General features: G+C 35.5%; 22 protein-coding genes. 11 read left to right on the top strand and 11 right to left on the bottom strand.

The features are described from left to right. Nucleotides 1-26 precede the first annotated feature (26 nt). Nucleotides 27-875, top strand: a complete 849-nt coding sequence (dat, locus tag JNUCC52_RS12370) for a D-amino-acid transaminase (protein WP_337980071.1) — start codon at nt 27-29, stop codon at nt 873-875. 352 nt (nt 876-1,227) lie between these two features. Beyond that, a complete protein-coding gene (locus JNUCC52_RS12365; protein ID WP_139859549.1) occupies nt 1,228-1,800 on the top strand; it encodes a YitT family protein in 573 nt (190 codons plus the stop codon). 50 nt (nt 1,801-1,850) lie between these two features. On the opposite strand, the gene JNUCC52_RS12360 is transcribed toward JNUCC52_RS12365, so the two are convergent. From JNUCC52_RS12360 to JNUCC52_RS12345, 4 genes are all read right to left on the bottom strand, one after another. Then, nucleotides 1,851-2,726 carry a DMT family transporter gene (locus JNUCC52_RS12360; protein ID WP_337980070.1) on the bottom strand — a complete coding sequence of 292 codons (876 nt, stop codon included), beginning with the start codon at nt 2,724-2,726 and terminating at the stop codon, nt 1,851-1,853. 107 nt (nt 2,727-2,833) lie between these two features. After that, a complete protein-coding gene (locus JNUCC52_RS12355; RefSeq protein WP_337980069.1) occupies nt 2,834-3,991 on the bottom strand; it encodes a PucR family transcriptional regulator in 1,158 nt (385 codons plus the stop codon). Between the two features lie 133 nt (nt 3,992-4,124). Continuing rightward, entirely contained in the window at nt 4,125-5,543 is a 1,419-nt protein-coding gene (locus JNUCC52_RS12350; protein WP_217270283.1) for an amidase, read from the bottom strand. Next, entirely contained in the window at nt 5,533-5,718 is a 186-nt protein-coding gene (locus JNUCC52_RS12345; RefSeq protein WP_139860532.1) for a hypothetical protein, read from the bottom strand. Before JNUCC52_RS12345 ends, JNUCC52_RS12350 begins: the two co-directional genes overlap by 11 nt. Nucleotides 5,719-6,161: 443 nt before the next feature. On the opposite strand from JNUCC52_RS12345, the gene JNUCC52_RS12340 reads away from it, so the two are divergent. Together JNUCC52_RS12340 and JNUCC52_RS12335 are read left to right on the top strand one after the other, a co-directional pair. Then, nucleotides 6,162-7,055: an EAL domain-containing protein gene (locus JNUCC52_RS12340; protein WP_139860534.1), complete on the top strand. Its 894-nt coding sequence runs from the start codon at nt 6,162-6,164 to the stop codon at nt 7,053-7,055. Further along, a complete protein-coding gene (locus tag JNUCC52_RS12335) occupies nt 7,021-7,971 on the top strand; it encodes a GGDEF domain-containing protein (protein WP_337980068.1) in 951 nt (316 codons plus the stop codon). The genes JNUCC52_RS12340 and JNUCC52_RS12335 overlap by 35 nt, the downstream gene beginning before the upstream one ends. Before the next feature lie 43 nt (nt 7,972-8,014). Here the strand turns inward: JNUCC52_RS12335 and JNUCC52_RS12330 are convergent, their stop codons facing one another. Beyond that, nucleotides 8,015-8,776 carry a glucose 1-dehydrogenase gene (locus JNUCC52_RS12330; protein ID WP_173478819.1) on the bottom strand — a complete coding sequence of 254 codons (762 nt, stop codon included), beginning with the start codon at nt 8,774-8,776 and terminating at the stop codon, nt 8,015-8,017. Between the two features lie 195 nt (nt 8,777-8,971). On the opposite strand from JNUCC52_RS12330, the gene JNUCC52_RS12325 reads away from it, so the two are divergent. Next, a complete protein-coding gene (locus tag JNUCC52_RS12325) occupies nt 8,972-10,366 on the top strand; it encodes an L-cystine transporter (protein WP_173478818.1) in 1,395 nt (464 codons plus the stop codon). A gap of 292 nt (nt 10,367-10,658) precedes the next feature. Here the strand turns inward: JNUCC52_RS12325 and JNUCC52_RS12320 are convergent, their stop codons facing one another. Further along, entirely contained in the window at nt 10,659-12,128 is a 1,470-nt protein-coding gene (locus JNUCC52_RS12320) for a methyl-accepting chemotaxis protein (RefSeq protein ID WP_173478817.1), read from the bottom strand. Between the two features lie 726 nt (nt 12,129-12,854). On the opposite strand from JNUCC52_RS12320, the gene JNUCC52_RS12315 reads away from it, so the two are divergent. Next, nucleotides 12,855-14,120, top strand: coding sequence for an MFS transporter (locus JNUCC52_RS12315; RefSeq protein ID WP_173478816.1), 1,266 nt, complete (start codon nt 12,855-12,857; stop codon nt 14,118-14,120). A 132-nt stretch (nt 14,121-14,252) separates the two neighbouring features. Here JNUCC52_RS12315 and JNUCC52_RS12310 read toward each other — a convergent pair whose 3' ends face one another. The 3 genes from JNUCC52_RS12310 to JNUCC52_RS12300 all read right to left on the bottom strand — a co-directional run bounded on the left by JNUCC52_RS12310 (nt 14,253) and on the right by JNUCC52_RS12300 (nt 16,458). Further along, nucleotides 14,253-14,567 (bottom strand): hypothetical protein, encoded by a 315-nt coding sequence (locus JNUCC52_RS12310; protein WP_173478815.1) that lies wholly within the window; start codon nt 14,565-14,567, stop codon nt 14,253-14,255. A gap of 128 nt (nt 14,568-14,695) precedes the next feature. Continuing rightward, on the bottom strand, nt 14,696-15,256 hold the full coding sequence (locus tag JNUCC52_RS12305; protein WP_173478814.1) for an SLOG family protein: 561 nt from the start codon (nt 15,254-15,256) through the stop codon (nt 14,696-14,698). A 296-nt stretch (nt 15,257-15,552) separates the two neighbouring features. After that, nucleotides 15,553-16,458 (bottom strand): TetR/AcrR family transcriptional regulator, encoded by a 906-nt coding sequence (locus JNUCC52_RS12300; protein ID WP_173478813.1) that lies wholly within the window; start codon nt 16,456-16,458, stop codon nt 15,553-15,555. 157 nt (nt 16,459-16,615) lie between these two features. Here JNUCC52_RS12300 and JNUCC52_RS12295 point away from each other — a divergent pair, with 157 nt between their 5' ends. Next, nucleotides 16,616-18,130: an MDR family MFS transporter gene (locus JNUCC52_RS12295; RefSeq protein WP_173478812.1), complete on the top strand. Its 1,515-nt coding sequence runs from the start codon at nt 16,616-16,618 to the stop codon at nt 18,128-18,130. A gap of 276 nt (nt 18,131-18,406) precedes the next feature. Here JNUCC52_RS12295 and JNUCC52_RS12290 read toward each other — a convergent pair whose 3' ends face one another. Next, on the bottom strand, nt 18,407-20,593 hold the full coding sequence (locus tag JNUCC52_RS12290; RefSeq protein ID WP_337980067.1) for an MMPL family transporter: 2,187 nt from the start codon (nt 20,591-20,593) through the stop codon (nt 18,407-18,409). A 123-nt stretch (nt 20,594-20,716) separates the two neighbouring features. Here JNUCC52_RS12290 and JNUCC52_RS12285 point away from each other — a divergent pair, with 123 nt between their 5' ends. The 3 genes from JNUCC52_RS12285 to JNUCC52_RS12275 all read left to right on the top strand — a co-directional run bounded on the left by JNUCC52_RS12285 (nt 20,717) and on the right by JNUCC52_RS12275 (nt 23,402). Next, the gene (locus tag JNUCC52_RS12285) at nt 20,717-21,334 is read left to right on the top strand and encodes a TetR/AcrR family transcriptional regulator (protein WP_228134346.1); all 618 of its coding nucleotides are present in this window, start codon (nt 20,717-20,719) and stop codon (nt 21,332-21,334) included. Nucleotides 21,335-21,743: 409 nt separating this feature from the next. Further along, nucleotides 21,744-22,172 (top strand): helical membrane plugin domain-containing protein, encoded by a 429-nt coding sequence (locus tag JNUCC52_RS12280; protein ID WP_173478809.1) that lies wholly within the window; start codon nt 21,744-21,746, stop codon nt 22,170-22,172. 45 nt (nt 22,173-22,217) lie between these two features. Beyond that, nucleotides 22,218-23,402, top strand: coding sequence for an NAD(P)/FAD-dependent oxidoreductase (locus JNUCC52_RS12275; RefSeq protein WP_173478808.1), 1,185 nt, complete (start codon nt 22,218-22,220; stop codon nt 23,400-23,402). 432 nt (nt 23,403-23,834) lie between these two features. On the opposite strand, the gene JNUCC52_RS12270 is transcribed toward JNUCC52_RS12275, so the two are convergent. Beyond that, nucleotides 23,835-24,221 (bottom strand): hypothetical protein, encoded by a 387-nt coding sequence (locus JNUCC52_RS12270; RefSeq protein WP_337980066.1) that lies wholly within the window; start codon nt 24,219-24,221, stop codon nt 23,835-23,837. A 93-nt stretch (nt 24,222-24,314) separates the two neighbouring features. Here JNUCC52_RS12270 and JNUCC52_RS12265 point away from each other — a divergent pair, with 93 nt between their 5' ends. Beyond that, nucleotides 24,315-25,286 (top strand): quinone oxidoreductase family protein, encoded by a 972-nt coding sequence (locus JNUCC52_RS12265; protein WP_337980065.1) that lies wholly within the window; start codon nt 24,315-24,317, stop codon nt 25,284-25,286. The last annotated feature ends 24 nt before the right edge of the window (nt 25,287-25,310 follow it).

The following is a 25,310-nucleotide window of genomic DNA, read 5'->3' as shown; positions in this document are numbered from 1 at the left end:
CGAGTGTAAGAAATGGAGAGACATAAATGGGCTATAGTTTATGGAACAATCGAATTGTATTAGATAAGGAAGTTATTATTGATCGAGAGGATCGTGGTTACCAATTTGGTGACGGCGTATATGAAGTAATTAAAGTTTATGATGGTATTGTGTTTACATTAAATGAACATCTTGAACGCTTTTACACAAGTGCAGAAAAAATTAAGCTAATGATTCCTTTTAAAAAAGATAAATTGTTAATGTTATTACGAGAGCTTGTGCACAAAAATAATTTAGGCACAGGTCATATTTATCTTCAAATTACACGAGGGAGTGGTTCACGCCAACATCATTTCCCTCATACTATTAAGCCTGTTTTAGTAGCGAATGTTAAAGAAAATCCTCGTCCGCTAGCAAATTTTGAAAATGGAGTAAAGGCAACGATTTTAGAAGATATTCGTTGGTTACGTTGCGATATTAAAACATTGAACTTACTTGGCCCTGTATTAGCAAAACAAGAGGCATATGAAAAAGGCTGTTATGAGGCTATTTTGCATCGCAATGGAGTGGTGACAGAGGGGGCTTCTTCAAATGTTCATGGCATTTTAGATGGTGTACTCTATACACACCAAGTGGATAATATGATTTTAAATGGTATTACTCGCAACGTCTTGCTAGCGTGTGCTAAAGAAATTGGTCTGCCAGTAAAAGAACAAGCGTTTACTTTAGAGCAGTTAACTACAATGACTGAAGTTATTATTACATCTACAACATCTGAAATTACACCTGTTATTGAGATTGATGGTCATGTAGTTGGTACAGGAAAGCCAGGGGAATGGACACGAAAGCTTCAACAGCAATTTAATGCAAAAATTTCTGTGCTTGTTCGTTCGTAAACATGAAAAATTTTAATACCTAATGACAAGAAAGAGACAGTATCCTGTTATTTTGGATATTGTCTCTTTTTACGTTAAATATAGAATTTCCGCATAGCACGTCACAAGCCTGCCACCCTCTAACTTACTGTTTGTTTTGTAGCGTTCGAAGCTGCGGGCAGTACGCTCTATAACAGCTCTCGCAACTGTCTACATACATAAGTAACTTCTGAATGTCCATTGTAGAACAACTACAGTGTAATTCGGAACTCCATATGAACATAAAAGTATTTTCACATAGAGTAAAGTCTAAAACATGTTCAATTCAATTTTTTCATACTATAAGACATGCTTCGTTTTTGAGGGGGGTTGTATGTTTTTTCTGAAGAAGGGCTTGGTCATCATAATAGGTAGTATTTGTATTTCTATAGGCATTAACCTATTTTTAACACCCTATCAAATATTAGATGGGGGCGTAGTAGGGGTAGCGCTCATTTTGTACTATTTATATAAACTAAAAATTGGGCTAATGATTATATTATTAAGCATTCCGATATTTATCATCGCTTGGTTTAAATACAGAGCTTATTTTTACAATAGTGTGCATGGGTTAATTGCCTCGTCTTTTATCATTGACCTTTTGAAGCCTTTAAGAAATTTGATTCAAATCGATGCCATTTATAGTGCGATATTAGGAGGAGTATTAGTTGGTTTTGGTATCGGTTTAATGCTTCGGTATCAGACAAGCACTGGTGGGACAGATCTTGTAGCGCAATTTTTATGTGATAAAACAGGCATAAATGTTGGAGTTCTTATTTTTTTTATTGATTCAATCGTTATTGTATTAGGAGGATTTCTTTTGTCTTCAAATACATTAATTCTTTCCATTATTACCGTATTAGTAGTCGGTATTACTACAAGTATGATAACCAGCTATTCAAAATAAAAAAATAGCTTCAGTATCAACTGAAACTATTTATGAGGGGAGCTTTATGGTCAGCTATTCATTATTCGTTTTTTTGGATAGGCGGGCTTCACTTCAGCAATTAAAATAGCTAGTAAAATTAATACTGCCCCTATTACCATTCGGCTTGTTAGTACTTCATGTAAAAATATTACCGATAACACCATGCCGAAAAAGGACTCTGTAGACAGGATAATGGCTGCTTTTGTTGCAGAGGTATATTGATTGGCCACGTTTTGAAAAAGGTAAGCAATAGTAGTTGAAAAAATACCTAAATAAATGAGTGAATAGATAGCTTCTTTTTCAAGGGAAGCGGGAATATCACCTCGACTTACGACGACCAAAATACCTATAACGGATGCTGTAATAAATTGAATAATTGTTAAAGCAATTGCATCTTCTTTCTGTACAAAAAGGTTTGTACAAAAAATATCAAAAGCAAAGGCAACGGCACAAGCTAGAGAAAGTGCATCACCTATATTCATCGTGAAGGAACCTTGTAACGATAAACAGCCAATTCCGACAAGTGCTATAATTGAGCCGATAATTTCATAACCATCGATACGGCGTTTATAGACAGCGTAGGCAATGAGCGGAACGACAATTACATTGACAGCAGTTAAAAATGCATTTTTTGAGGGAGTTGTATATTGTAAACCAACTGTTTGAAGTGCAAAAGCAATATACAATATCGTTCCTAGTACAACGCCTTTCCAAATAACTGATTTTGTTGCGTTTTTTAATTTGTATCCAAAAATGGCAGTTAGTATAATTGATGCTAATAAAAATCTTCCTGCCATCACTTGATAAGCAGTTAAATATTCTAGTGCAATGGCTGTTATAACAAATCCACTGCCCCAAACGATAGCAGTTGTCAGTAGCATGCCATCAGCTATGTATTGTTTCATCTTTCTTCCTCCTTGCTTCATTAAGAATAGCATGAGAAGAAAGGAAATAATTTGACTTTGATTCTAAAATTTCAGGCGTTTTTTTGTACTTATTCCAAAGCTAATCTTTAATCTGCTATTTTGCTATGTAATAAGTACAATTTAACGGCTGCTGATAAACGTTCATAAAATACATAGTCATTATCTAACGGTGCTACTAATTGGCGTATTTTTGTCATGCGATAGCGTATCGTATTTGGGTGGCAAAAGTGGGCTACTGCTACTTCTTTAATGTTACCCTTTTTGGAGATATACGTGATGGCAGTATTGATTAAATCTGCATCTGCTTTTTCATCAAGTAATGGTCCAAGATAGCCATTTACATAGTTCCTAGCGAACTGTGGGTCTTTTCGATGTAATTCTAATAGTAGAATATCTGATCCAAGATGCTTGTAGTGACAAGTAGGGGTCATATCCATTTCAGCCATTATACGAGCGAAGTAAGCTTCACGCACAGCAAGGTGAAACTCAGTTTGTGTGGCATGTACTTGGCTATAACCAACAATCAGCTCGTCTGTTGAAATATTATATAATGTGAGCCATTCATTAAGAAAGTTCTCAAATTGAAACTGCTCTGATTGATTTGTCACTAAAATGAAGATGCTATTTTTATATTTACAAATAACTCCTGATTTTAATAGTGGCTCTAATTGTAAAAATGGTTGCATCCACTGGGGATTTGTTAATGACTGCATTTGTAGATTGGCTACGAATAGATATTTTTCAAACGGCTTGTTTAATTGCTGTAAAAAAGATGTAATTTGTTCATCAGAAACTTCTTCATTAATAAGACGTTTCATAATCGTTTCTAAAAAGAATGTATAATCTTGTGTCTTTGCATATGCCATCGTTTCTAAAATGATTTTTTCGAAAAATTCATCTCCCCCAAAGCGCAATATAGGGAAATGGTGTGCATTCGCTAAAGCGATCACCTCCTCGGGTAAATCATTATAAATAACAGGCTTATAGGCCAAGGCACTAGCTTTTAATTGAATAAGGCTTTCCACAGCATTTAAAAGATACTCGGGTTGTTGTTTTGCAAATAATAAACTGCTGAGAATTACACTATTTGGTGTGAATATCGTTTCGCGAACCGTTTCTATATCAGGCGAAAATTCAAAATCTAGAATTTCAACATTTTGGACAGGTTTATGTAAACCGTTGCTACCTGCAACTACTGTAAAATCCTTTGTAATAGGCAATTGCAAAAAGTTTTTTACGTTCATTAGGGAATCTAGCAACCTTTCCAGTAATTTATTATTAAGTATCGTACCATCATTTTAGGATAAATGAATATAGTTGTTGATTTTTATTTGCAATGAAAAAAATAACCGCCCACGAATGGACGGCTATATATGTTTAAATGTTAGCAAAAAGATTAGGCTTTCTATTTTTTAATGGATTTGTTTGTTCAATCGCATAGCCTACATTTAAAATACGACCTTCTTTAAATGCTGGTCCAATAATTTGTAAGCCGATTGGTAAATTGCCTTTAAATCCACATGGAACAGAAAGGGCTGGTAATCCAGTTAAGTTACTTGGACCCGTGAAACGAATAATATTGTCGATTAAGTCGACTTTTTCCCCATTCAGGTCTGCAAAGTCATCGCCAATCGTATTGGCCACAATCGGTAATGTCGGTGAAATTAAAACATCTACTTGATTAAATATTTGTGTAAACTCTTGTTTAATTTGTCTACGTACTTGTTGAGCTTGTAAATAATCAACCGCCGACGGTAATTCACCTAGCTCAAATAACAGACGAATATCATCACCGAAATCTTGTGGTCTCTTTTGTAAATCGGAGTGATGGATAGCAGACGCCTCCGAAAGAGACGTTACAAGTTCTGCCCATTCTGCATATTGCAAGGATGGGATTTTAACAACTTCGACCTTTGCCCCTTGATCTACTAGATTTTGAATACTCGCACGAACCGCACGTTCAACATCTGAGTCAACGCGGTTAAAGAAATAATCCTCATTCACACCAATGACTAAATCTTTGACATTGCCAGAAAGCTGATTTACATAATTATCTACTTGTACATCTACACATGTAGGGTCTCTGTGATCGAAGCCTGAAATAATCTCAAGCATAGCTGCGGCGTCTTTTACCGTTTTTGTCATAGGACCAATATGATCTAAACTCCAAGCAAGCGGATAACATCCAAATTTACTTACACGACCATGTGTTGGTTTTAAGCCAACAATACCACACGCTGAAGAAGGAATGCGGATAGAGCCTGCTGTATCTGTTCCCAATGAGGCTACACTAGCGCCTGCTGCTACTGCTGCTCCTGAACCACCGCTTGAGCCTCCTGGAATTTTATCAAGATCCCATGGGTTGCGTACAGGTCCATAATGAGGATTATTATTTGTAATGCCCCATGCGTATTCATGCATACTTAATTTCCCTGTGAAAATCACACCTGCTTCCCGAAGCTTTTCAACAACAGTCGCATCATAATTTGAGACAAAATCTTTATGAATCTTTGAAGACATTGTTGTTATTTTATCTTTAAAGTATAAATTATCTTTTAGTGCCATCGGAATTCCGTGGTACATTCCTCGGTAATGGCCATTTAAAATCTCTTGCTCTGCCAATTTGGCATTTTCTATAGCCTCATCGTTATAAAAGGCCATGTAAGAATTAATTTTTGGTTGGCTTTCTTCAGCAAATGTCAAAATTTCTTTCGTCAATTCGACAGGAGAAAGTGTTTTGTTTTCGATTAATGGCGCCAATTCTTCTACAGATTTCAAATGTAAATCAGTTTTCAATGTGGTCACCTCCAGGTATATTGCGAATAGCAATATCTGCATCATCAATTGCAATGCCTTCTAAATTGCTGCGAAGTGATTGCATACTTTCCCACCGTGTTTTTAGTAGTTCAAGGTGTTCAGATTTTGCTGTAATTCCTTTGTTCTCCAATAATTGTTGAATAGACAAACTCATTAACATGATCCTCCCTTGAAAAGTAATTTATCTCAATAGGTTTTCCTATAAAGACCAAAGAAAAAATAAATCATCTACTAGTAAACTATAATTTTCAGAAAAGAAAGATAAAAGCTACTATATATAATCATAAATTATCAAAAATATTTGTCAATTAAAACGAGAGTGCCAGTCACCCAAACAATTCTGAATTTTGATAGCTTGACAGTCCCAGTCACTCCTGCGGGAACACACGCAACGTAAGACGTAATAGGCGGCGCAACAGCGCCGATTACGGCTTACGACGTGCCCGCTGAAAGTGCAGTGGATTTTTACGAATTAGGAGGTATGCAGTAGTTTTAAAGGTGGCTGACAAAATTACTTTGTTCTTTTTACACTGACTTCACAGCCCATTTACAATGAAAGCTTACAATAGTACTAATAACCAATTTAAGAGGTGCGAAATGGAGTCTGCTGTGAGACAAAACGTAAAAACAAACAGTTTCTTTTTATATTTAAATCATTTATATGAACAGCATCAAAACAATACATTATATATAAAACGTTTAAAGACATTGAAAAAAATTATAGAAACTAAAGATTTACATACCTTTTTTCAACCAATAATGAACTTACAAACAAAAGAAACAATGGGTTTTGAGGCATTGAATCGGCCGACACCTTCCGATTTGTTTAGTAGTGTCGATCAATTTTATGAATTTGTAGGGCAAACAGACTGCGTGTTTTTATTTGAATGCTTTTGTCGTAACCTTTCATTGCAACGTTTCAAAGAGCGTCTCCATGGAGAATTATTGAATAAAGATTATATGCTCTTTCTTAATATCCATCCGAACGTATTACTAGATAAGAAATATAATAGTGGTGAGACATTACAACTGTTAAAAGAGCTAGGCATTAAGCCGCAGCAAGTAGTATTTGAGTTAACTGAGCGTAGTGCAGTGTTAGATTTTGTGGAGTTTGAAAGAGTATTATCACATTATCGATCACAAGGCTATCGTATTGCGGTGGATGATATGGGATCTGGCTACAATAGCTTGAAAACACTTATCTATTTAAAGCCCGAATTTATTAAGTTGGATCGCTCATTAATTCAATTTATCGATAAAAATAGTGAGCAGCAGCAGCTAGTTACTTTACTAATGTCATACGCTGAGCAAGCAGAAACAAAAATTATTGCAGAAGGCATTGAACGGCAAGAGGAGCTCAATTATTTACAGGACATTGGCATCCATTATGCACAGGGATATGCGATAGGGAAGCCATCAAAAGACATACATTTTGGGGAAATAAGGGTGGATGACTATGCAGATAGGGGAAGTCATAGAAAACGTTCTTAGTATTGATGAATTTGTAAAAAATAAAGAAGTAGATTTACTTTTTACGAGCAACCCATCATTGCGCAGTGTTGTTGTTGTAAGAGATGGAAAACCAATTGGACATATTACACGCACACATTTCTATCAAAAAATTGGTACACGTTATGGTTATAATTTATTTATGGGTCGGCAAAATCAACTTATCATGAAAGACAACCCTCTAATTGTTGAGAGTAGTACACCTATTATTGAGGTCAGTACGGAGGCAATGGACCGACGAGCAGAGGACCTATATGATGATATCATTGTCATTAAAAAAGGTCTATATTTGGGTGTGGTTAGTATTAGAGAACTGCTGTTAAAGCTCGTAGAGACACAAGTAGCTATTGCAAGCTTTTTAAATCCTCTTACAAGCTTACCTGGCAATAAATTAATAGAAGAAAAACTAGAAAAGGCATTACAACTTGAAAAATATAGCCTTATTTATTTTGATTTAGATCATTTCAAAACATATAACGACACCTATGGTTTTAATAGAGGAGATAAGATTTTGCTCTATTTAACAGATATCCTCAATAGAAATATTACTGGCATAGAAGATTTTTTAGGACATATAGGTGGCGATGATTTTGTGGCAATTCTCCCGCATTATGAAGTAGCAAGCATTTGCCAAACGATTATTGAAGAGTTTGATGCTCAAATAATTGATTTTTATGAGCTAGAAGATTTGGTGCAATTACAAGTTTTGAATAGAGCGGGAAAATTAGAGCGTTTTACATGTACATCATTATCTATAGCTGTTATTACAAATGAATATCAACAATTTACTTCTGTCGATCATTTGTCAGATGCAGTAACACGTTTAAAAAAAGAATGTAAAAAAATTTATGGAAGCTGTTTTTTAATTAACGATAAAAAAACCTACCTCGTGCACTAAACGTAGTAGGTTTTTATTATGCTTTACAATGTTAAAAGAATTTTTAATAAGCGCTCCAACCAGCATCAGCAGCTAAAGCTACACCGTTTATAAGAGCTGATTCTTCAGAAGCTAAAAATAGGGCGATATTTGCAATGTCCGAAACCTGACCTGCCTTAGGCATAAGTTGAACGCCACGTACAGATTGTTGCATACCAAATGGGTCCACATTCGTCATTGTTGCCGCGAAACCTGTTTCTACATGTGCGGGTGCAATGGCGTTGCAACGGATGTTTTGAGATCCATAGTGAGATGCGATATTTTTTGTCATCCCAACAACTGCATGTTTAGCAGTTGTATATGCTAGACCTCCACGACCGCCTGTTAATCCGGCGATTGAAGCCATATTCACAATCGTTCCGCCACCATTTTCAATAAAGATTGGTAATACTTGACGAATTGCACGCATTACACCGTTCACATTAATGTCCATGACACGTTGCCAAATTGCATCTTCAACATTTGCTGCTGCTTGCATATTGTCACCAACTCCAGCGTTATTGACTAAAATATCTATACGACCAAAATGAGCTACGGTATTAGCGATCATTTTTTGGATATCCTCTTCTATAGAGACATTTACTTTGACACCAAATGTCTCATAACCAGCATCATTAAATTCAGTAACGGTTGCATTTAATGCGTCCTCATTGAAGTCAGCAATGACAACCTTTGCACCTTCTTGTGCATATTTACGTGCTATTTCTTTTCCGATTCCTGCTCCACTACCTGTAATAATCGCTACTTTATCTTGTAATTTTCCCATGAATATTCTCCTTTTCTAAATACAAGTTTACTTTTAAACTAGTTTGATTGTATTCCTTTTTAGCCGTTTAATCAAAGAAAATAAACCGCTTACATTCATGAAAATACTAATCTTAATAAAACATACTTGAATAATAGGGATTATAGGTATATAATTCGGTTTACATTATTATAAATCATCTTAGGAGGCCTTCTATTGTCAACTTTACAGGTTATTCTTAACGTGGCACTGTTACTTGTGTTCGTTGGGATTTTAGTTATTATGAACAAAAAACACGTGAAATTTTCAAATCGTGTTTTTGCTGGTCTAGGTTTAGGGATTGCACTTGGTCTAGGACTTCAATTATTTTATGGTATTGATTCGGAAGTTTTAGCCGAAACAACGCCATGGTACAACATCATTGGTACTGGTTATGTAAAACTGCTACAAATGGTGGCAATGCCATTAGTGTTTATTTCGATTTTGATTGCCTTTACAAAAATGACAATCGGTAAAAATTTCGGGAAAATGGCTGCATTAATTTTAGCAATTTTAATTGGTACAACAGCTGTATCTGCGGCGGTCGGAATTCTTTCAGCAACAATATTTGATTTAGATGCTACACAAATTATGCAAGGTGATGCGGAAACAGAGCGTGGAGCATACCTAGAAGAAAAAACGACAGGCATGGCTGCACCAGATTTACCAACACAAATTATTGAATTATTCCCTGCGAATCCATTCCTTGATTTAACTGGTGCGCGTTCAACATCTACAATTGCAGTAGTAATATTTGCAGCATTTTTAGGATTTGCCTATTTACGTGTTGCACGTAAAGATGGAGAGATGGCAGCTACGATTAAAAAAGGTATAGATGCTTTACATGCGTTAATAATGGGTGTTGTAACTATTGTTTTACGTTTAACACCATATGGTATTTTAGCAATTATGGCACGTACAGTCGCAACTTCTGATTTTGGAGCGATTTATAACTTAGGTAAATTTGTTATTGCTTCTTATGTTGCATTAATTATTATGTTCCTTGTGCATTTACTAATTCTTTCATTAAGTGGTTTAAATCCATTTACGTATTTAAAAAAATCGCTTGAAACATTATTATTTGCTTTCACTTCACGTTCAAGTGCGGGTACTTTACCGATGAATATTAAAACGCAAACAGGTAGACTTGGTGTACCAGAAGGTATAGCGAACTTCGCAGGTTCATTTGGTTTATCAATTGGTCAAAATGGTTGTGCGGGTGTTTATCCAGCAATGTTAGCCATAATGATTGCTCCGACTGTAGGCATTAATCCACTAGATCCTGTTTTCATCATTACGGTTATTGCAGTAGTAGCAATTAGCTCGTTCGGTGTAGCAGGTGTTGGTGGGGGTGCGACATTTGCAGCGATTCTTGTGCTATCAGCGCTTCACTTACCAGTTGCGCTGGCGGGTATTTTAATTTCAGTTGAGCCATTAATCGATATGGGTCGTACTGCACTAAATGTAAGTGGTTCAATGACAGCAGGTGTTACTACTGCGCGAGTAACCAAAGAGTTAGATACAGAAGTGTATAATAATAAAGCAGTTAGTGCACAAGTGGCTGATTTATAGGCTTTTAAAATAGAGGTATGCTAAGTTGATTCTTAGCATACTTTTTTTGCGTAAAATTGGATTTCAGGGGAGGGAGGAAAGGGTTTATTCGATTTTTATAGGCCCATCTTCTAAAAGAGTATGAAGCCTTCAATAGCGTCTTGTGCTTTCTGTAGTCACGATATAAGCGCCTGACGTTATTAGCGTTACGACATACATAAAATTGTGTGAGTGACTGGCACTTGAAACCCGCTAAGAGCGAAAAGAGAGTACGGAACGTTTATACGTTCTCGTACTCTCTTTTTTTAAAACTTTAATAAGTATTTTTTATATTTTCAGTGCTTATAGCTGTATCATTAATGTATTTTGCGATGCTATGATTGTCAGCTGTGATGTTTTCAATCGATGCATTCATTTGTTGTAATGTTGCAGTTGCTTCCTCAATAATCGCAGCAAAGTCATTTGTCGACGTGTCGACATTTTGGCTGTTAACTGCTACTTCGTTTGATAAATGCTCAAATTCATTAAATTTAGTTTTTAATGAATGTAAAATTTCGCTTAACTGAATAAAGTTTGTATTTACTAACTTTGTAGACTCTACACTTTGATGTAATGTATCACTACTTTTGTTCATATTTACTTGTGCTAATTTATTCGTTGTATTGACATCAGTTAAATTCTCAGTGATTTTAACAGTAATATTATTCGTTAAATCAGCTAAATTTCTTATTTCTTGAGCTACAACTGAGAAACCTTTTCCAGCATCCCCAGCACGAGCTGCCTCGATAGAAGCGTTTAAGGCTAATAAATTCGTTTGTTCCGTTATTTGTTGAATATCATTGGCAAACTGATTAGTTTCTTCAATTTTCTCAGTTAACGTTTTGAAGTTGTCACTTAAGTTTGAAATAACATTTTGAAGACTATTCATTTCAGATGTAAGATGATGAATTTTATTCTGGCCTTCATCTGCTAGTGAGCTTGATTGAACAGAGTCATCTATTAAAAGGGCAGTGATTTCATTCATAGAATGGATTGCTGTTAAGTTATTTTGTGCACTGTCTGCTATTTTAGAAATTTGTTCACTTTGTATCATGCTACCTGTTGAAACTTCATTCATAGCTATTTGAATTTCTTCTTGTGATCTTAAATTTAATTGAACTTTATCGTTAATTTTGCTAATACTGTCAGCTATCACACCAATTTCACGTTCCAAATGAATTTTATGCTCTTCTTTTGTTTTCGCATCTGCTTCTGCGATTTCACTATACTCTTGTAGTTTTTTAAATTGGTTTTGATTCATACGAATTAATATTGTTAATAAGAAACCAGTAAAGAGATAAATGATAATAAATGAACTTATTTGTCCAGTATAGTACTCAAATTCAGGTGAAGGGAAAAGATAAACTAAAATAAGTGTTATTAAACCTAAAATATATCCTACACCGAAAATCTTATTATTAAATTGAACAGCAGCAAACACTGCAAAGAAAAATATTGATAGCGCTGTGGATAATTGACCACCATGTATCATTACTAAACATATATTAAATACATTCATAACGATGACTATTATATATGGGAAGGCGATTTCTTTCTTATAACGATTAGTGATTATGTATATCAATGGATAAAATATAATTTGCGCGCTATAGAAAAAGATGATCCAAAAATCAGGCTTTAAAGATAATGCACCGATTAGACCTAAAATAGTGGAAGCTAAATAAGTGAATAGCATAAGTTTGTTTTTATTTTTCAAGTCTATTAATTTTAATTGCTCAATCATATTACACTGAATACCTCCTAGTTAAATTATTATTTCAAAATAGTTATTAATCACTAATAAAGGAAAAGATTTCCCGTTAAACTAATGATTAAGATTGATTATATTAATTTTAGTAGGAAGTAGTAAAGACTTATTTTCGAATTTTTCTGATGTTAGTTAGAACTACCTAGTTAAAAATAATAAAAGAAGTGTGGAAAATAAATACGGAAAATTCAAGAAAAGGATTTGTCAAGAGATTTCCAAAGAATAAATAAATATTCTGTGAAATTAATTAATTTAATATTAAACAGTTTAATGTTAAAATAAATTACAGGTCACAAAAGTTTCACATTTATTGGAGGTGTTTGTGTGGGAAGAAAGCAAGATAAAGTCTAATGTAGCGCGGTTTTATAGGTGGAATGATCAACTGCGAAATTGCTTGCAGAAATGTCAAAAGTAAGCTACCGCAGATCTAAATAAAAAGAGTGTAGGAGCATTTTGAGATATTCAATGCGCAAGGATTCCACTTCATTTGATCAAATTAAAGGAAGCCGTAAATTCTTTTTATAAAGTAGATCTTACTTCAACGTTGTGCATATAGCTTAGTCTAATGGTACAAGTTAAGTAATGTAAATATACAACAAAAAATCTATCGTATCACTACAAAAATGACGAATTACATCCAAAAGGCGAAATTTGTTGTTTTATGTAAAATAAAGTCTTTTAAATAAAAGGAGAAATAGGGAAATGAGTGCTAATAAGAAAAAGTTTCACTTTGCATGGCTAGTTTTAATAGGTCTATGTATTACAGTAGGTTTAGCTAAATCTGGATTAAACAGTTCAGCTGGACTATTCTTACCATCAGTATCGGAAGACATTGGTGTAGGTTTAGGGAATTTAACGTTATATCTAAGTATTTCATCCATTGTGACAATGATATTCCTACCAATCGGCGGGAAGTTAATGGCTAAATATGATACTCGTATTTTACTTGTTGTTGCGATTATTTTACAAGCAGGTTCTTTCGCTCTATTCGGTATGATGAGCTCTGTTTGGGGCTGGTATATCCTTGCGATTCCTCTAGCTGTTGGTGGTGTATTAATCACAGTTTTAGCAGGTCCAGTATTAATCAATCAATGGTTTAAACAACGTAGTGGATTAGCTTTAGGTATTATTACTGCTTCAGGCGGTTTAATTGGAGCTTTCTCATCTCCTATAATTGGTAACTTAATTGCAAACCAAGGGTGGAGAAGTGCTTATATTATGGTGGGTGTTGCAGCTATCGTAATTATTGTTCCAACAATTATTTTCTTATTAAGAAAATCACCACAAGAAAAAGGTTTATTACCTTATGGTGCTGAAGACACTAACAATAATGAGAAAAAAGTAGAAAAAGATACAAGCAATTCTGGTATTTCATTTGCTGATGCGAAAAAATCATTATCATTTTCATTATTACTTTTGTTCTTCTTTATTATTACGTCTGTTGCGAGTTTTTCAATTCACATTCCAACATACCTTGTGAATCAAGGATTTAGTGTGAAATTTGCTGGTAATATTATGTCTGCTTTAATGGTCGGCGTACTTTTAGGTTCTATTCTATTTGGTTATTTAATTGATAAAATTGGCGCTAAAAGTACAACAATTATCGCAATGTTAATCGGATTAGTTTCGATGTTGTTACTGTTATTCTTTGTACAAAGTACAATTGCAATTGTAGTGGCTGTTGGCCTATTTGGTTTCGTATCAGCTTGTATCGGAACGCTAGCTCCTGCAATTACTGCTGCATTGTTTGGTAATAAAGATTACAGTCAAATCTATTCAACAGTTTCGATTGGCTTGGCAGTAGCGGGTATTATCGCACTACCAGCGTATGGCTATATTTTTGACTTTACAGGAAGCTACACTCCTGTGTTATACATTATTGTTATTATGTTAGTAATTAATATTATTTCTGTATTAGTTGCTTTCCGTAATAAAGAAAAAATGGTGAAAGACGGCTTGTGGAAATAAGTCATAACACCATTAATTGAATTAAAGGTTCTAATAACTACACCCCGCTTGTTGGACAAGGGGAGGTGTAGTTTTTTGTTTTTAGAAACTTGTTTTGCCGACAGAATTCAGAATTGTTTGAGTGACTGGCACTTATATAATTTTTACGTAAAAATCTTTACCATTTATAATGTCCGTCAACTCAATATCGTACTGCGTTTTATAGTAGTCATAAATATTGCGTGCTAATCCGGAGTGTCCATTTAAATAAGTTCCTTTTTTAATCTCTTTTCGTGGATTATGGAAATCAAAATATAAGCGTGAATCGTGACACATTGCATTTAAAATGGCTTTAAATTCTTGTTCCTCAATATGGATCCCTCGCGTATACTGACATTCACGACGATACGTATCGTGTGAGACATTTATAGGAGTAGGCTCAAGAATCATTTCGATTTTTCTATTCAAATGTTAACAGCTCCTTTCAAGTTACAAGTACTATTCCTTCTATTATAAAATTGTCAGAAAATTATATCAATATTTATCTATATGAAAGGTTTTACTATACCCAACTATAGGAGGAAATATTCGTTTATCTACCAATCCTGCTGTTGCTGTTGTATTTCCTCTGCGATTACTTGCAGATCGTAGGAGTTGATTGTGAGAATAGTATAATCGTGATTTTCCATATATTTTTCGGCTAAACGCTTCATATACTTTGGGGAGCCCTCATTTTCTTCATCATAAACTAGTAGCAAGCCGTCTGTATTTTGAATAATAAATTTATCTTTTTCAGTAAATTGCCAAGGAGCTTCGTACGGTTTTTTTGTCACGCTTGTTACGAAGTCTGCTTGTGCAACGAGTGACTGATATTTTTCTTGTTTTAGTTCTTGCCAGTTCTTTTCTTGTTCTAGAAATGGAGTGATTATTGCATATTTTAAGTTAGGAAATTCTTCTTTTAACGCTATTACAACTTCCGCACCCCATGTTTCAACGCCTTGCTGACCACTAATAATGACCCATTCCAGACCTTCATCTATTAAGGTTCTTAAACGGCTTTCTAAAGCTTTTTTAATAATGGGGATACCAGGATGCTTTTCATTAAAAATACCCAGTTCGTGTGGTTTATAGCCTGTGATAATAATTCGCTGTAGCACTCAAATGCCTCCTAAGCAGTTTTTATGTAACATTAGTATACAGCAGGTAAAGATTGAAAACGAATGGAATAGGGTCAATCACAGAATAGGTTTACCTAATGCGGATGGTATCGAGGGACAAGGCCACCAGATTGCTAAATTGCATAAAAAAAATAATGTCTGTTTGTTTTGGAGTACAAAAAAGGTTGTCGTAGCTCTATAGCAACTCGTTTATTTTGGCTTGTAGAATCAATACGAAAATACTTAATATAAAACCCCGATTAGTCGCATACTAATCGGGGTTCTTATATAGCTATTTATTTTTTACAATGCTCTGATGGTTGACCCATTTTCACATAGCGCCATAGATTATTGGCAATATCACGCGCTTCAGCGGCATGTTCGGTTCCGACAAAGGCTTTTCTGAAAGGTGTAAGAAGAGATTCAATAATAAAAAGTTTTGGTTTCTGCTTTTGAAGTTCTTCGAGAAGGAATGTTGCGAATTCAAAACCTTCCACCGTTTCTTCTTCTGTTAACCCCTTCGTAAAGCCTAGCAATTGCTCAATCACAACATCTTTACTTATTTGCTGATAATTTATTACATTTTGTATAGCGTTAAACATTTCGGCGGTAATAAGGACTTCTTTCGATTCAAGCATGGCAGGTATAATTAGGCTTATATTGCGTAATGCTACCCGTACAATTGCTTCGCGGTTTATATATTTATAGTCAGCTATTAAAACTGCACGTAAGGAAAGGTTAACCATCCCAAGCGTTTGTACAGCACATTCATAGCTCATCGGTCTAATTTCTTCTCCAAAAACCTGTACAAGTCGATTTGCGAGCCATTCCAATTCTTGCAAGTGATAATTCAAAAGAATTTTCTTAAGTTCACTGTCTCGTGAATGGAAAATTGATTCGAAAATTTGTACTAGGTTGTGCTCACGGTTAACATGCATCAATACAGCGACCTGCTGTGTTAATATTTCTAAATCAGTAGGGTCTTTTCCATAAAGAAGCTCATGTCGACGATTGCTAGCTTCTTCACGCCCCTCATCTAATATGGCAATTAAGCAGTCATTTTTAGAAATGAAATGATTGTAAAATGTCCCTTTTGAAACTTTAGCTGCACTAATAATATCGTTAATGGATGTATCTAAAAATCCTTTTTCTATAAAAAGCTCCCGAGCTGAAGTGATAATTTGTCGTTTTTTTTTGTTCATGACCTCACCTTTTTAAATTATTATACTCGTATTCTACAATGTAAACGCTTATATATCAACGTTTTAAAATTTTTTAATCTTAATTCTTGAAAAAAGTAGACTGCGAGTATAAAATAAGTTTTATCGCAAAACAACAAGAAAGAATAGAGGGATATAAATGAATAATGACTTAACAATGAAAAAGCCCCCTTATGGCATGATTGCTATTTTGTTCGTGGGTGCTTTTGTTGCTTTTCTTAACAACACATTGTTAAATGTTGCGTTGCCAACAATCATGAAAGATTTTGGTATTACGTATGCAAAGGTACAATGGCTTGCAACTGGTTATATGCTTGTAAGTGGTATTTTAGTACCTGCTTCAGCATTCTTTGTGACACGCTTTAAAAATAGACATTTATTTATCACTGCCATGTCTATTTTTACAATAGGTACAATTATGGCTGGCTTTGCTCCAAACTTTGGTATGTTACTTGCAGGACGTATGGTGCAAGCGGCAGGGGCTGCTAGTATGTCACCATTATTAATGAACGTAATGCTGACTAGCTTCCCGAAAGAAAAACGTGGAGCAGCAATGGGGATTTTCGGTTTAGTTATGATTGCTGCCCCAGCGATTGGCCCAACATTATCGGGTTATATCGTAGAACATCATGATTGGCGTATGCTGTTCCAAATGATTATACCATTTGCGATTATTAGTCTGCTATTTGGTATTTGGAAATTAGATAACGTTATGGAAACACGTGAAGTGCACTTAGATGTTCCTTCTGTATTATTATCAACAGTAGCATTTGGTGGTATTTTATACGGTTTCAGTACTGCAGGTGACAAAGGATGGTCTAGTCCTTGGGTTTACGGTACAATTTCAATCGGGTTTATTTCCTTAATTATTTTCATCTTTAAACAATTACGTATGGATCAGCCTTTACTAGAGTTACGTATTTACAAATATCCGATGTTTGCATTAGGTTCTGCTATCTCAGTAATTATTTCAATGGCGATGTTCTCTGGGATGATTTTAACACCTGCGTATGTGCAATCAATTCGCGGTATTGAACCATTTGAAGCTGGATTAATGATGCTTCCTGGGGCACTTGTAATGGGGATTATGTCACCTATTACAGGTAAACTTTTCGATAAGTTCGGACCACGTATTTTGGCTATCATTGGTTTAACGATTACAACAATCGCAACATTTGGATTAACAAAATTAGCTCTTGATTCAAGCTACACATTCATCGTATCGATGTATACAATTCGTATGTTCGGTATGTCGATGGTTATGATGCCTATTATGACAAATGGTTTAAATCAATTACCACAAATGATGAATCCACATGGTACAGCGATTAATAATACATTACAACAAGTAGCAGGAGCTATTGGTAGTGCTGTATTAGTTACATTTATGAATAACCGTACAAAATCAACAGCTGCAGACTTAATTGCAGATGCGAAGGCACAAGCAGCGCAATCAGGTGCTGCACCTACAGCAGAGCAAATGCAACAAATGCAAGATCAAATTATGCAAACAGCTCTATTAGACGGTATTACACATTCGTTCTTAATCGCGGCATTCGTTACAGTTCTCGCATTAATACTTGCGTTCTTCTTAAAACGTGTAAAAGTTGAAAGTGCAGCTGCAACAATGGACTTAAAAAAACCAACAAAATAATATAAATGAGAATCCCACCGATACGTATCGGTGGGATTTTTAGCTGTAGACAACTAAATTTATAAAATCATACGACTGCAGTCCATTTCTGCTAGCGCAGTATAAGCTACAACCCACGCTTACGTTTTAGCATTTTGAACATGGATGTTATTCATACGGATAAAAAAAGACAAAGGGTATTAAGTTAACTTCTTAATACCCTTTGTCGTTATTCTAATGCCACCGAAGTATCGGTGGCACTTTTTATTGCTCTTTGCTAGTAACTTACTAAATAATTTAATTACCTTTTTTAAATAATGATCCTGGCCAGAATGCATATTTTCCTAGCACGGTTGTAATGGCTGGTACAAGCAATGGTCGAACGATAAACGTATCAAGTAATATACCAATTGCCGTCACTACACCAAACTGTACAAGTACTTGGATTGGTAGTGTAGCAAGCACTGCGAACGTACCAGCTAAAATAAGCCCTGCAGATGTAATAACACTACCTGTATGCACAACGCCTTCTTCTACTGCTGTTAAATGATCTTTCGTTTTTCGTTTCTTCCAAATCTCTGAAATCATGAAGATATTATAATCCTCACCAAGTGCAACTAAAAATACAAAGGCATATAGCGGAATAGAGCCTGCAATCGCCTCTGCCCCCATGACATAGTGCAAAATAAGCCAGCCTGCGCCAAGTGCACCAAAATAAGAAATAATAACTGTAGCGAGCAAATAAATAGTTGCTGTTACAGAACGTAAATAAACAAATAATAATAAAGCTATTAAAGCAATCATTGTTGGCATGATGACAGATTCATCGCGCTCAGTTACTTGTTTTGTATCATATTGGCTTGCTGTTTCTCCACCAATCCAAACGTGCGTATCGGCGTCTTTAATACCAGTGTCTTCAAGTAACTGAACAACCTCAGCCTTCAACTCTGGAATATGTTCTAAAGACTCTTTTGCATAAGGATTTGCATTCAATGATAATTCATATAATTGAATAGAGTCATTTTTCGAACCAATTTGCACATCAGACACGCTATCAATATATGAAATATTTGCAAGTTGATCTTGTAAATTAACATCGGCGCCTTGCGTATCGATAACTAACTGAACAGGTGCTAGCTCACCAGGTGAAAAATTTTCTTCTATTAAAGTGAAGCCTTCACGTGATGGCATATCTTCTGGGAATGAAGATAATAAATCAAATGTATATTGAATGCGTGGTACAAATGATGCTAAACCACCAAGAAGTAGGAGTGTAATAGCAATAACAATCCATGGCTTATGGGTTACGAAACGACCAATTTTATGACTAACTTTATGTGAAGATTTATGCTGTTTTTTGCCTTTTTTCTTTGCCATTTCCTCTGTGCGTGGAGTGAATGGGTAAAAGGCTACACGACCTATAACAACGAGAATAGCTGGCAATACTATTAGTGCTGCAATTCCCATGATTAACACGCCAAAGCTAAATGGAACTGCAAAGCGTTGGAATGATCCATAATGGGCAAGACTAAGGGTAGCTAAACCAATAACAACCGTTAGGGCACTCATCATAATAGCGCCACCAGACTCTTTAACAGCGAGCTTCATCGCTGTAGCTTTATCCTCAACTTCAAATAAAATTTCACGGTATTTTGAAATTAAAAATAAGCAGTAATCTGTACCTGCACCAAATAGTAATACCGTCATAATGGAGACAGCTTGTGAATCTTTATCAATCCATCCTTGCTCTGCGAAGAAACCTAGTGTTGGGCTAATTACACCATAAGCGAGCCCTACAACAATTAGTGGGATAATGGCAAGTAATGGAGAACGATAAATTAAAATTAATAATACTAATACAAGAAGCACTGTCGCTATCATTAATTTCACATCAGCTTGTGAAAATAAGCTAACCGCATCCGTTGCAATACCAACTGGACCAGAATAGCGAACATGGAGAGCATCACTTGTTAGGTCTTTATCTAATTGCACATTGTTTGAGTCCATAGTTTTCGTTAAGGAATCGAGACTCTCTTGTAACATGTCTGTTGCAACGCCTTTTTCAAAAAACACGGGTGTGACAATAGTGGAGCCATTGTCAGATGTAGATGCAGCAAAGGCCTGTGGTGGCATTTCATCATAAGGCGGAATTAGTGTTTGATGCCCTAAAGGATTTGCTTTAAGCTCTGCGTAAACCTTTTGTATAGACGCAAAATCATCACTTGTTAGGCCGCTTTCTCTATGCCAAACGAGTAATAGTGGTGTCCCTGCATCGTTAGGGAATTCTTCAGCAATAATTGCTGCCGCTTGCTCAGACATCTCAGTATCTGGTAAATTTTTACCTGATTCACTTTCAATACTGTTAATTTGCGGCCAAGCAAACGAGAGGACAACAACAAGTAAAACCCAGCAACCGAGAGCTATAAATCTTCCTTTTTTACTTGCTACCATTGAGCCCCATTGCTCAAGAGGGTGTTTTTTCATGAGAAAACCTCCGTTTCGTGTAATTATTATTAATTATATATACTAGAAGGTTAATTAATCAATAAAGAAGTTTCGATATGTTATAATATGTTTAAAAGAACACATTATAAGGAGGCGATCTTGTTGAAACAATCACCGCGTGTTCTAGGAAGACCCCGCCATGATGACAAGGCCAAACCTACAAAAGATATTGTCTTAGAAACAGCAACGATGCTATTTATTAAAGAGGGATACAAAAACGTATCCATGGATGATGTTGCGAAAGCCTGTAATGTTACGAAAGCTACGATTTATTACTATTACCCAACTAAAGGGGATTTATATACATCGGCATTAGTTGAAATGATGCATAGAATTAGGTTCCATATTGAACGAATTTTAGAACAGTCGATTCCATTTAAAGACCGTCTCCAACAACTAATTGAAGTCCATTTATCGGCAACTGTAGATATCGATATGAAGAACTTTATGCGAGAAGCTACAATTAATTTATCCAATACACAACTAAAAGAAGTTCATGCTTCTGAAAATGAAATGTATAAAACGATAGAGCAGTCGATGCAAAAAGAAATGGAAAAAGGAACGATACGTAATGGCAATGCTGAATTTTTTGCCCATAATTTTATGGCACTTATGACAGTTGGTTATTTTAAAGATGGGGAAGGAAAAAGATTATTTCAAACAGTGCCTTTAGCAGCAAAAGAGATAATTGACTTCTTTTGGTTATCTGTCGCAAAGTGAAAATATTTGTAGGTAATAACATATTTTATAGCGAACTGGTTTTTATAGAATTTTATGTTGTAGTATATTTTTTCCAAAACAAACAAATAAAGAGCGCGGATAACTAAAAATGGTTTACAAATAAACTATTTTTTAAAGATTGTGCTGTAGTTGATTGAAATAATGCGTAAACAGTCTTATAATGGATGTTGTAATATCACCAAGATAAGAGATAAGGATGGAATAGTGATGCGCTTTGTGCAAAGTACAGTAAATATTGTAATAACAAATCATGAAACTCGCTTTCCAGCCCTTGTGACTGGTGTGAAGGATATCCGCTGTAAGGACTGTTAAGAAGATCGCTTAATGGTCTTTTTTACATGGAGGCAATATAAAAAATAGTATTAGTGACGGCAAAGGAGAGTTCAAAATGTCAGAAACGAATAACCAAGCACAGTCTGAACAATTAACTGTGAGTCAAGAGCAACTAGATGTACTAGATCAACTATTAAAGCCTGAGGTGCAAGAATCTCTAACAACTTTAGTTGAGCAATTACCAAAGCTAACTGAAATGATGACGTTATTAACTAAATCATATGAGTTTGCTCAAGCTGTTGCAACAGATGATGTATTAAAAAGCGATACTGTTGGTGCTGTAACAGAAATGGCTGCACCAGTAGTAGGATCAGCTAAACAACTTGCTGCTACTGCTATTGAAGCAAAAGATCGCGCTTCTGAAAGCAATGAAGTAATTGGTTTATTTGGTCTTGTAAAAATGATCAAAGACCCACAAGTTCAAAATGTTTTCCGTTTTGTAAATGCTTTTTTACAAGTAAACGCTGAACGTAAATCTAAATAAGACCCGAGATATATTCAATTCGTAAGGACGGAGGATTAATTAATCATGTCAAAAGAAATCGTCATCTTAGGTGCTGGTTACGCGGGTGTATTAACTGCATTAACAGCACGTAAGTATTTATCAGCTGATGAAGCTAAAATCACTGTAGTAAACCAATTCCCAACACACCAAATCATCACTGAACTTCACCGTTTAGCTGGTGGTACTATTGCAGAAGGTGCAGTAGCTTTACCGCTTAAAAAAATCTTTAAAGGTTTAGATATTGATTTACAAATCGCTAAAATAACTAAATTCAATGTAGATACTAAAAAGGTTGACCTAGATAATGGTTACACTTTATCTTATGATACTTTAGTTGTTTCTTTAGGAAGCCAAACTGGATTCTTCGGTATCCCAGGATTAGAAGAAAATTCAATGGTTCTTAAATCTGTTAACGATGCAAACAAAATTAACCGACACATTGAAGATCGTATTAAAGCATATGCACAATCTAAAGATGAAGCAGATGCAACAATCGTTATCGGTGGTGGCGGTTTAACAGGTGTTGAGCTTGTTGGTGAAATCGTGGACAACTTCCCGAAAATCGCTGCTAAACACGGTGTAAACTTTGCAGATCTTAAAATTAAACTTGTTGAAGCTGGTCCTAAAATTTTACCAGTACTTCCAGATGTACTTATTGAACGTGCAACTGAAAGTTTAGCAAAACGTGGTGTTGAATTCATCACAGGTACTCCAGTAACAGGTGTAGAAGGTAACGTTATTTCACTGAAAGACCGTGAGCCAATCGTTGCAAATACATTTATCTGGACTGGCGGTGTCGCTGCACTTCCAATGGTAGCTGAATCAGGTCTTGCTGCTGATCGTGGCAAAGCAACAATCAATGAATTCCTACAATCTACATCACATGAAGATGTATTTGTAATCGGAGATGCTTCTGTTGCATTACCAGGCGATGGTGGACGTCCACTTTACGCTCCAACTGCACAAGTTGCTTGGCAAATGGGCGAATGCGCTGGTTACAACTTATTCGCACAATACAAAAACCAAGAGATGAAAACATTCTCTGCAGTTAACTCTGGTACTCTTGCAAGCTTAGGCCGTAAAGATGCAGTTGCTACTATCGGTGCTAGCAACACCCAACTGAAAGGTCTTCCTGCAACACTTATGAAAGAAGCGTCTAATATTCGCTATCTTACACATATTAAAGCGCTATTCGGCTTAGTGTATTAATTTCTGAATAACTAAAAAATCCCCGTGAATGTTAATGTAAAAGCTAACATTTTACGGGGTGTTTTTTTAATTACATATAAATTTGAGTTGGACCTGTGCTGAGGTTTTATTCTGTGCGATTAATTAGTGTTTGTATGAGATTCTAGAAGGTATCGCAAGGAGTTGTTAACAGGTAGAATAGTTTAATTAAATCAGCTTAATTTTGAATATAAATTTTGAGCTTTGATATGATAGTGTGACACGTAGAAATCGATTCTAGCGTATTGTGAGCTATTTCGAGTGAATGGTTTGCATTTTGCAAGATAGTAAGATGATGAGATGTTAGCAGACTCATCCTTTCATTGGAGAAATGAGGATCAGCTGTTCCAATAGCGATGAAGCTATGTTGATTTCCTAAGTTCTGTACAACATGTTCAAGGGATAGTAATGGTGTTAACAGGATATAACGAGAAGGGATAAGAGCCTCTTGTTGTAAATAATAGTCGGAAATCGGCAATGTTCAAACGACTTTCCAATGTAAACAGCTTCAGTGTAAGTATTAGATTGTAAATAATATGTAACGATAGAATCGACGCTATTATAAACCATTTCTGAAATAGCTTCTGGTGGCTGATTGAACTGCTGTTGCTCAAATGTATAACAAACTTGGACAACATCATAGCCTAATTCGAGCATGAGTGAAGTAGCGTAATGCATTAATGGTTTATCATAGTTATAGCCTGTACCTGAAAACATAAAGCAAATTTTATCACCATTCATATTAAAAAAATTGTAGGCAATATCGTTGTAAGTCTCTTTACTAGGTTTGATTGTCATCATAATCCCCCTTATCTTAAACTGAAAAAATGTAAATATGTAACTTTTTTATATAAAGTTAGTTATAATTTTACTATAACAGGAAGGGGATAATTTATGAAGGCTGTGACAATAAATGAATTTGGGCCGCCGTCTGTATTAACACTTGTAGACTGTCCTAAACCGATGATTGCTAAAGAGGAAGTCCTGATACGTACGACCTATACGAGTGTAAATTTTGCTGATATTAAAAATCGCACAGGAAATAAAGCAAAAGCTAGTTTTCCTATGATACTTGGTTTAGATGTAGCTGGTGTTATTGAAGAAGTTTTTGATGATAGCAGTATTTTTAAAAAGGGAGATCACGTCATTGCTTTTCCTAAGAACGGTGCGTATGCACAATATGTTGTAGCCAATGAACAGCTAGTCTTTCGCATACCAGATGGTGTACCTATTGAAAAGGTAGCAGCTGTACCGACTGTTTTATTTTTATCGTACATTTTAATTAATCGCATCGCACAAATTGGCTCGCAGGATAGCATTTTAATTCACGCTGCATCAGGCGGAGTGGGGACGATGCTTATTCAAATGGCGAAATGTCATGGTGCAAAAAAAATTATAGGTACTGTAAGCAATTTAGAAAAAGCACCGATAGCATATGAGCTAGGTGCCCATCATGTGTTAACATATGAGAATTTTAGTGCCAAAGTTAATGAATATACAGATGGACTTGGTGTCGATGTTGTCTTCGATTCGATTGCAGGAACGATTACAGAAGAAAGTTTAAATTGTTTAGCGCCATACGGTACTCTTGTACAGTTTGGTAATAGTAGCGGTAAAGCGGGCAATATTAAAACTGCTGATTTACATAGTAGTTGCCGTAATGTAAAGGGCTTTAGCTTAGGAACGACTCGAGCTTTGAAGCCTGAATTATTACAACAAGTAGCTCCAGCTATTTTTACACTCTTGCAGGATGAAAGTTTCCAAGTGCCGATAGCAGCAGTGTTTGCTTTAGAGGACATGGCAAAGGCGCATGATTTGATGGAGAGCCGTCAGCATCAAGGGAAAATATTAATTAAAATTGTATGAGTGCCTGGCACTTAGCTTCGCGGG

The organism is Lysinibacillus sp. JNUCC-52, assembly GCF_015999545.1.
In the GTDB taxonomy this organism is placed as follows: Bacteria; Bacillota; Bacilli; order Bacillales_A; family Planococcaceae; genus Lysinibacillus.
The sequence above is the reverse complement of the archived record's forward strand: the minus strand, read 5'-3'. Positions and strand labels throughout refer to the sequence as shown.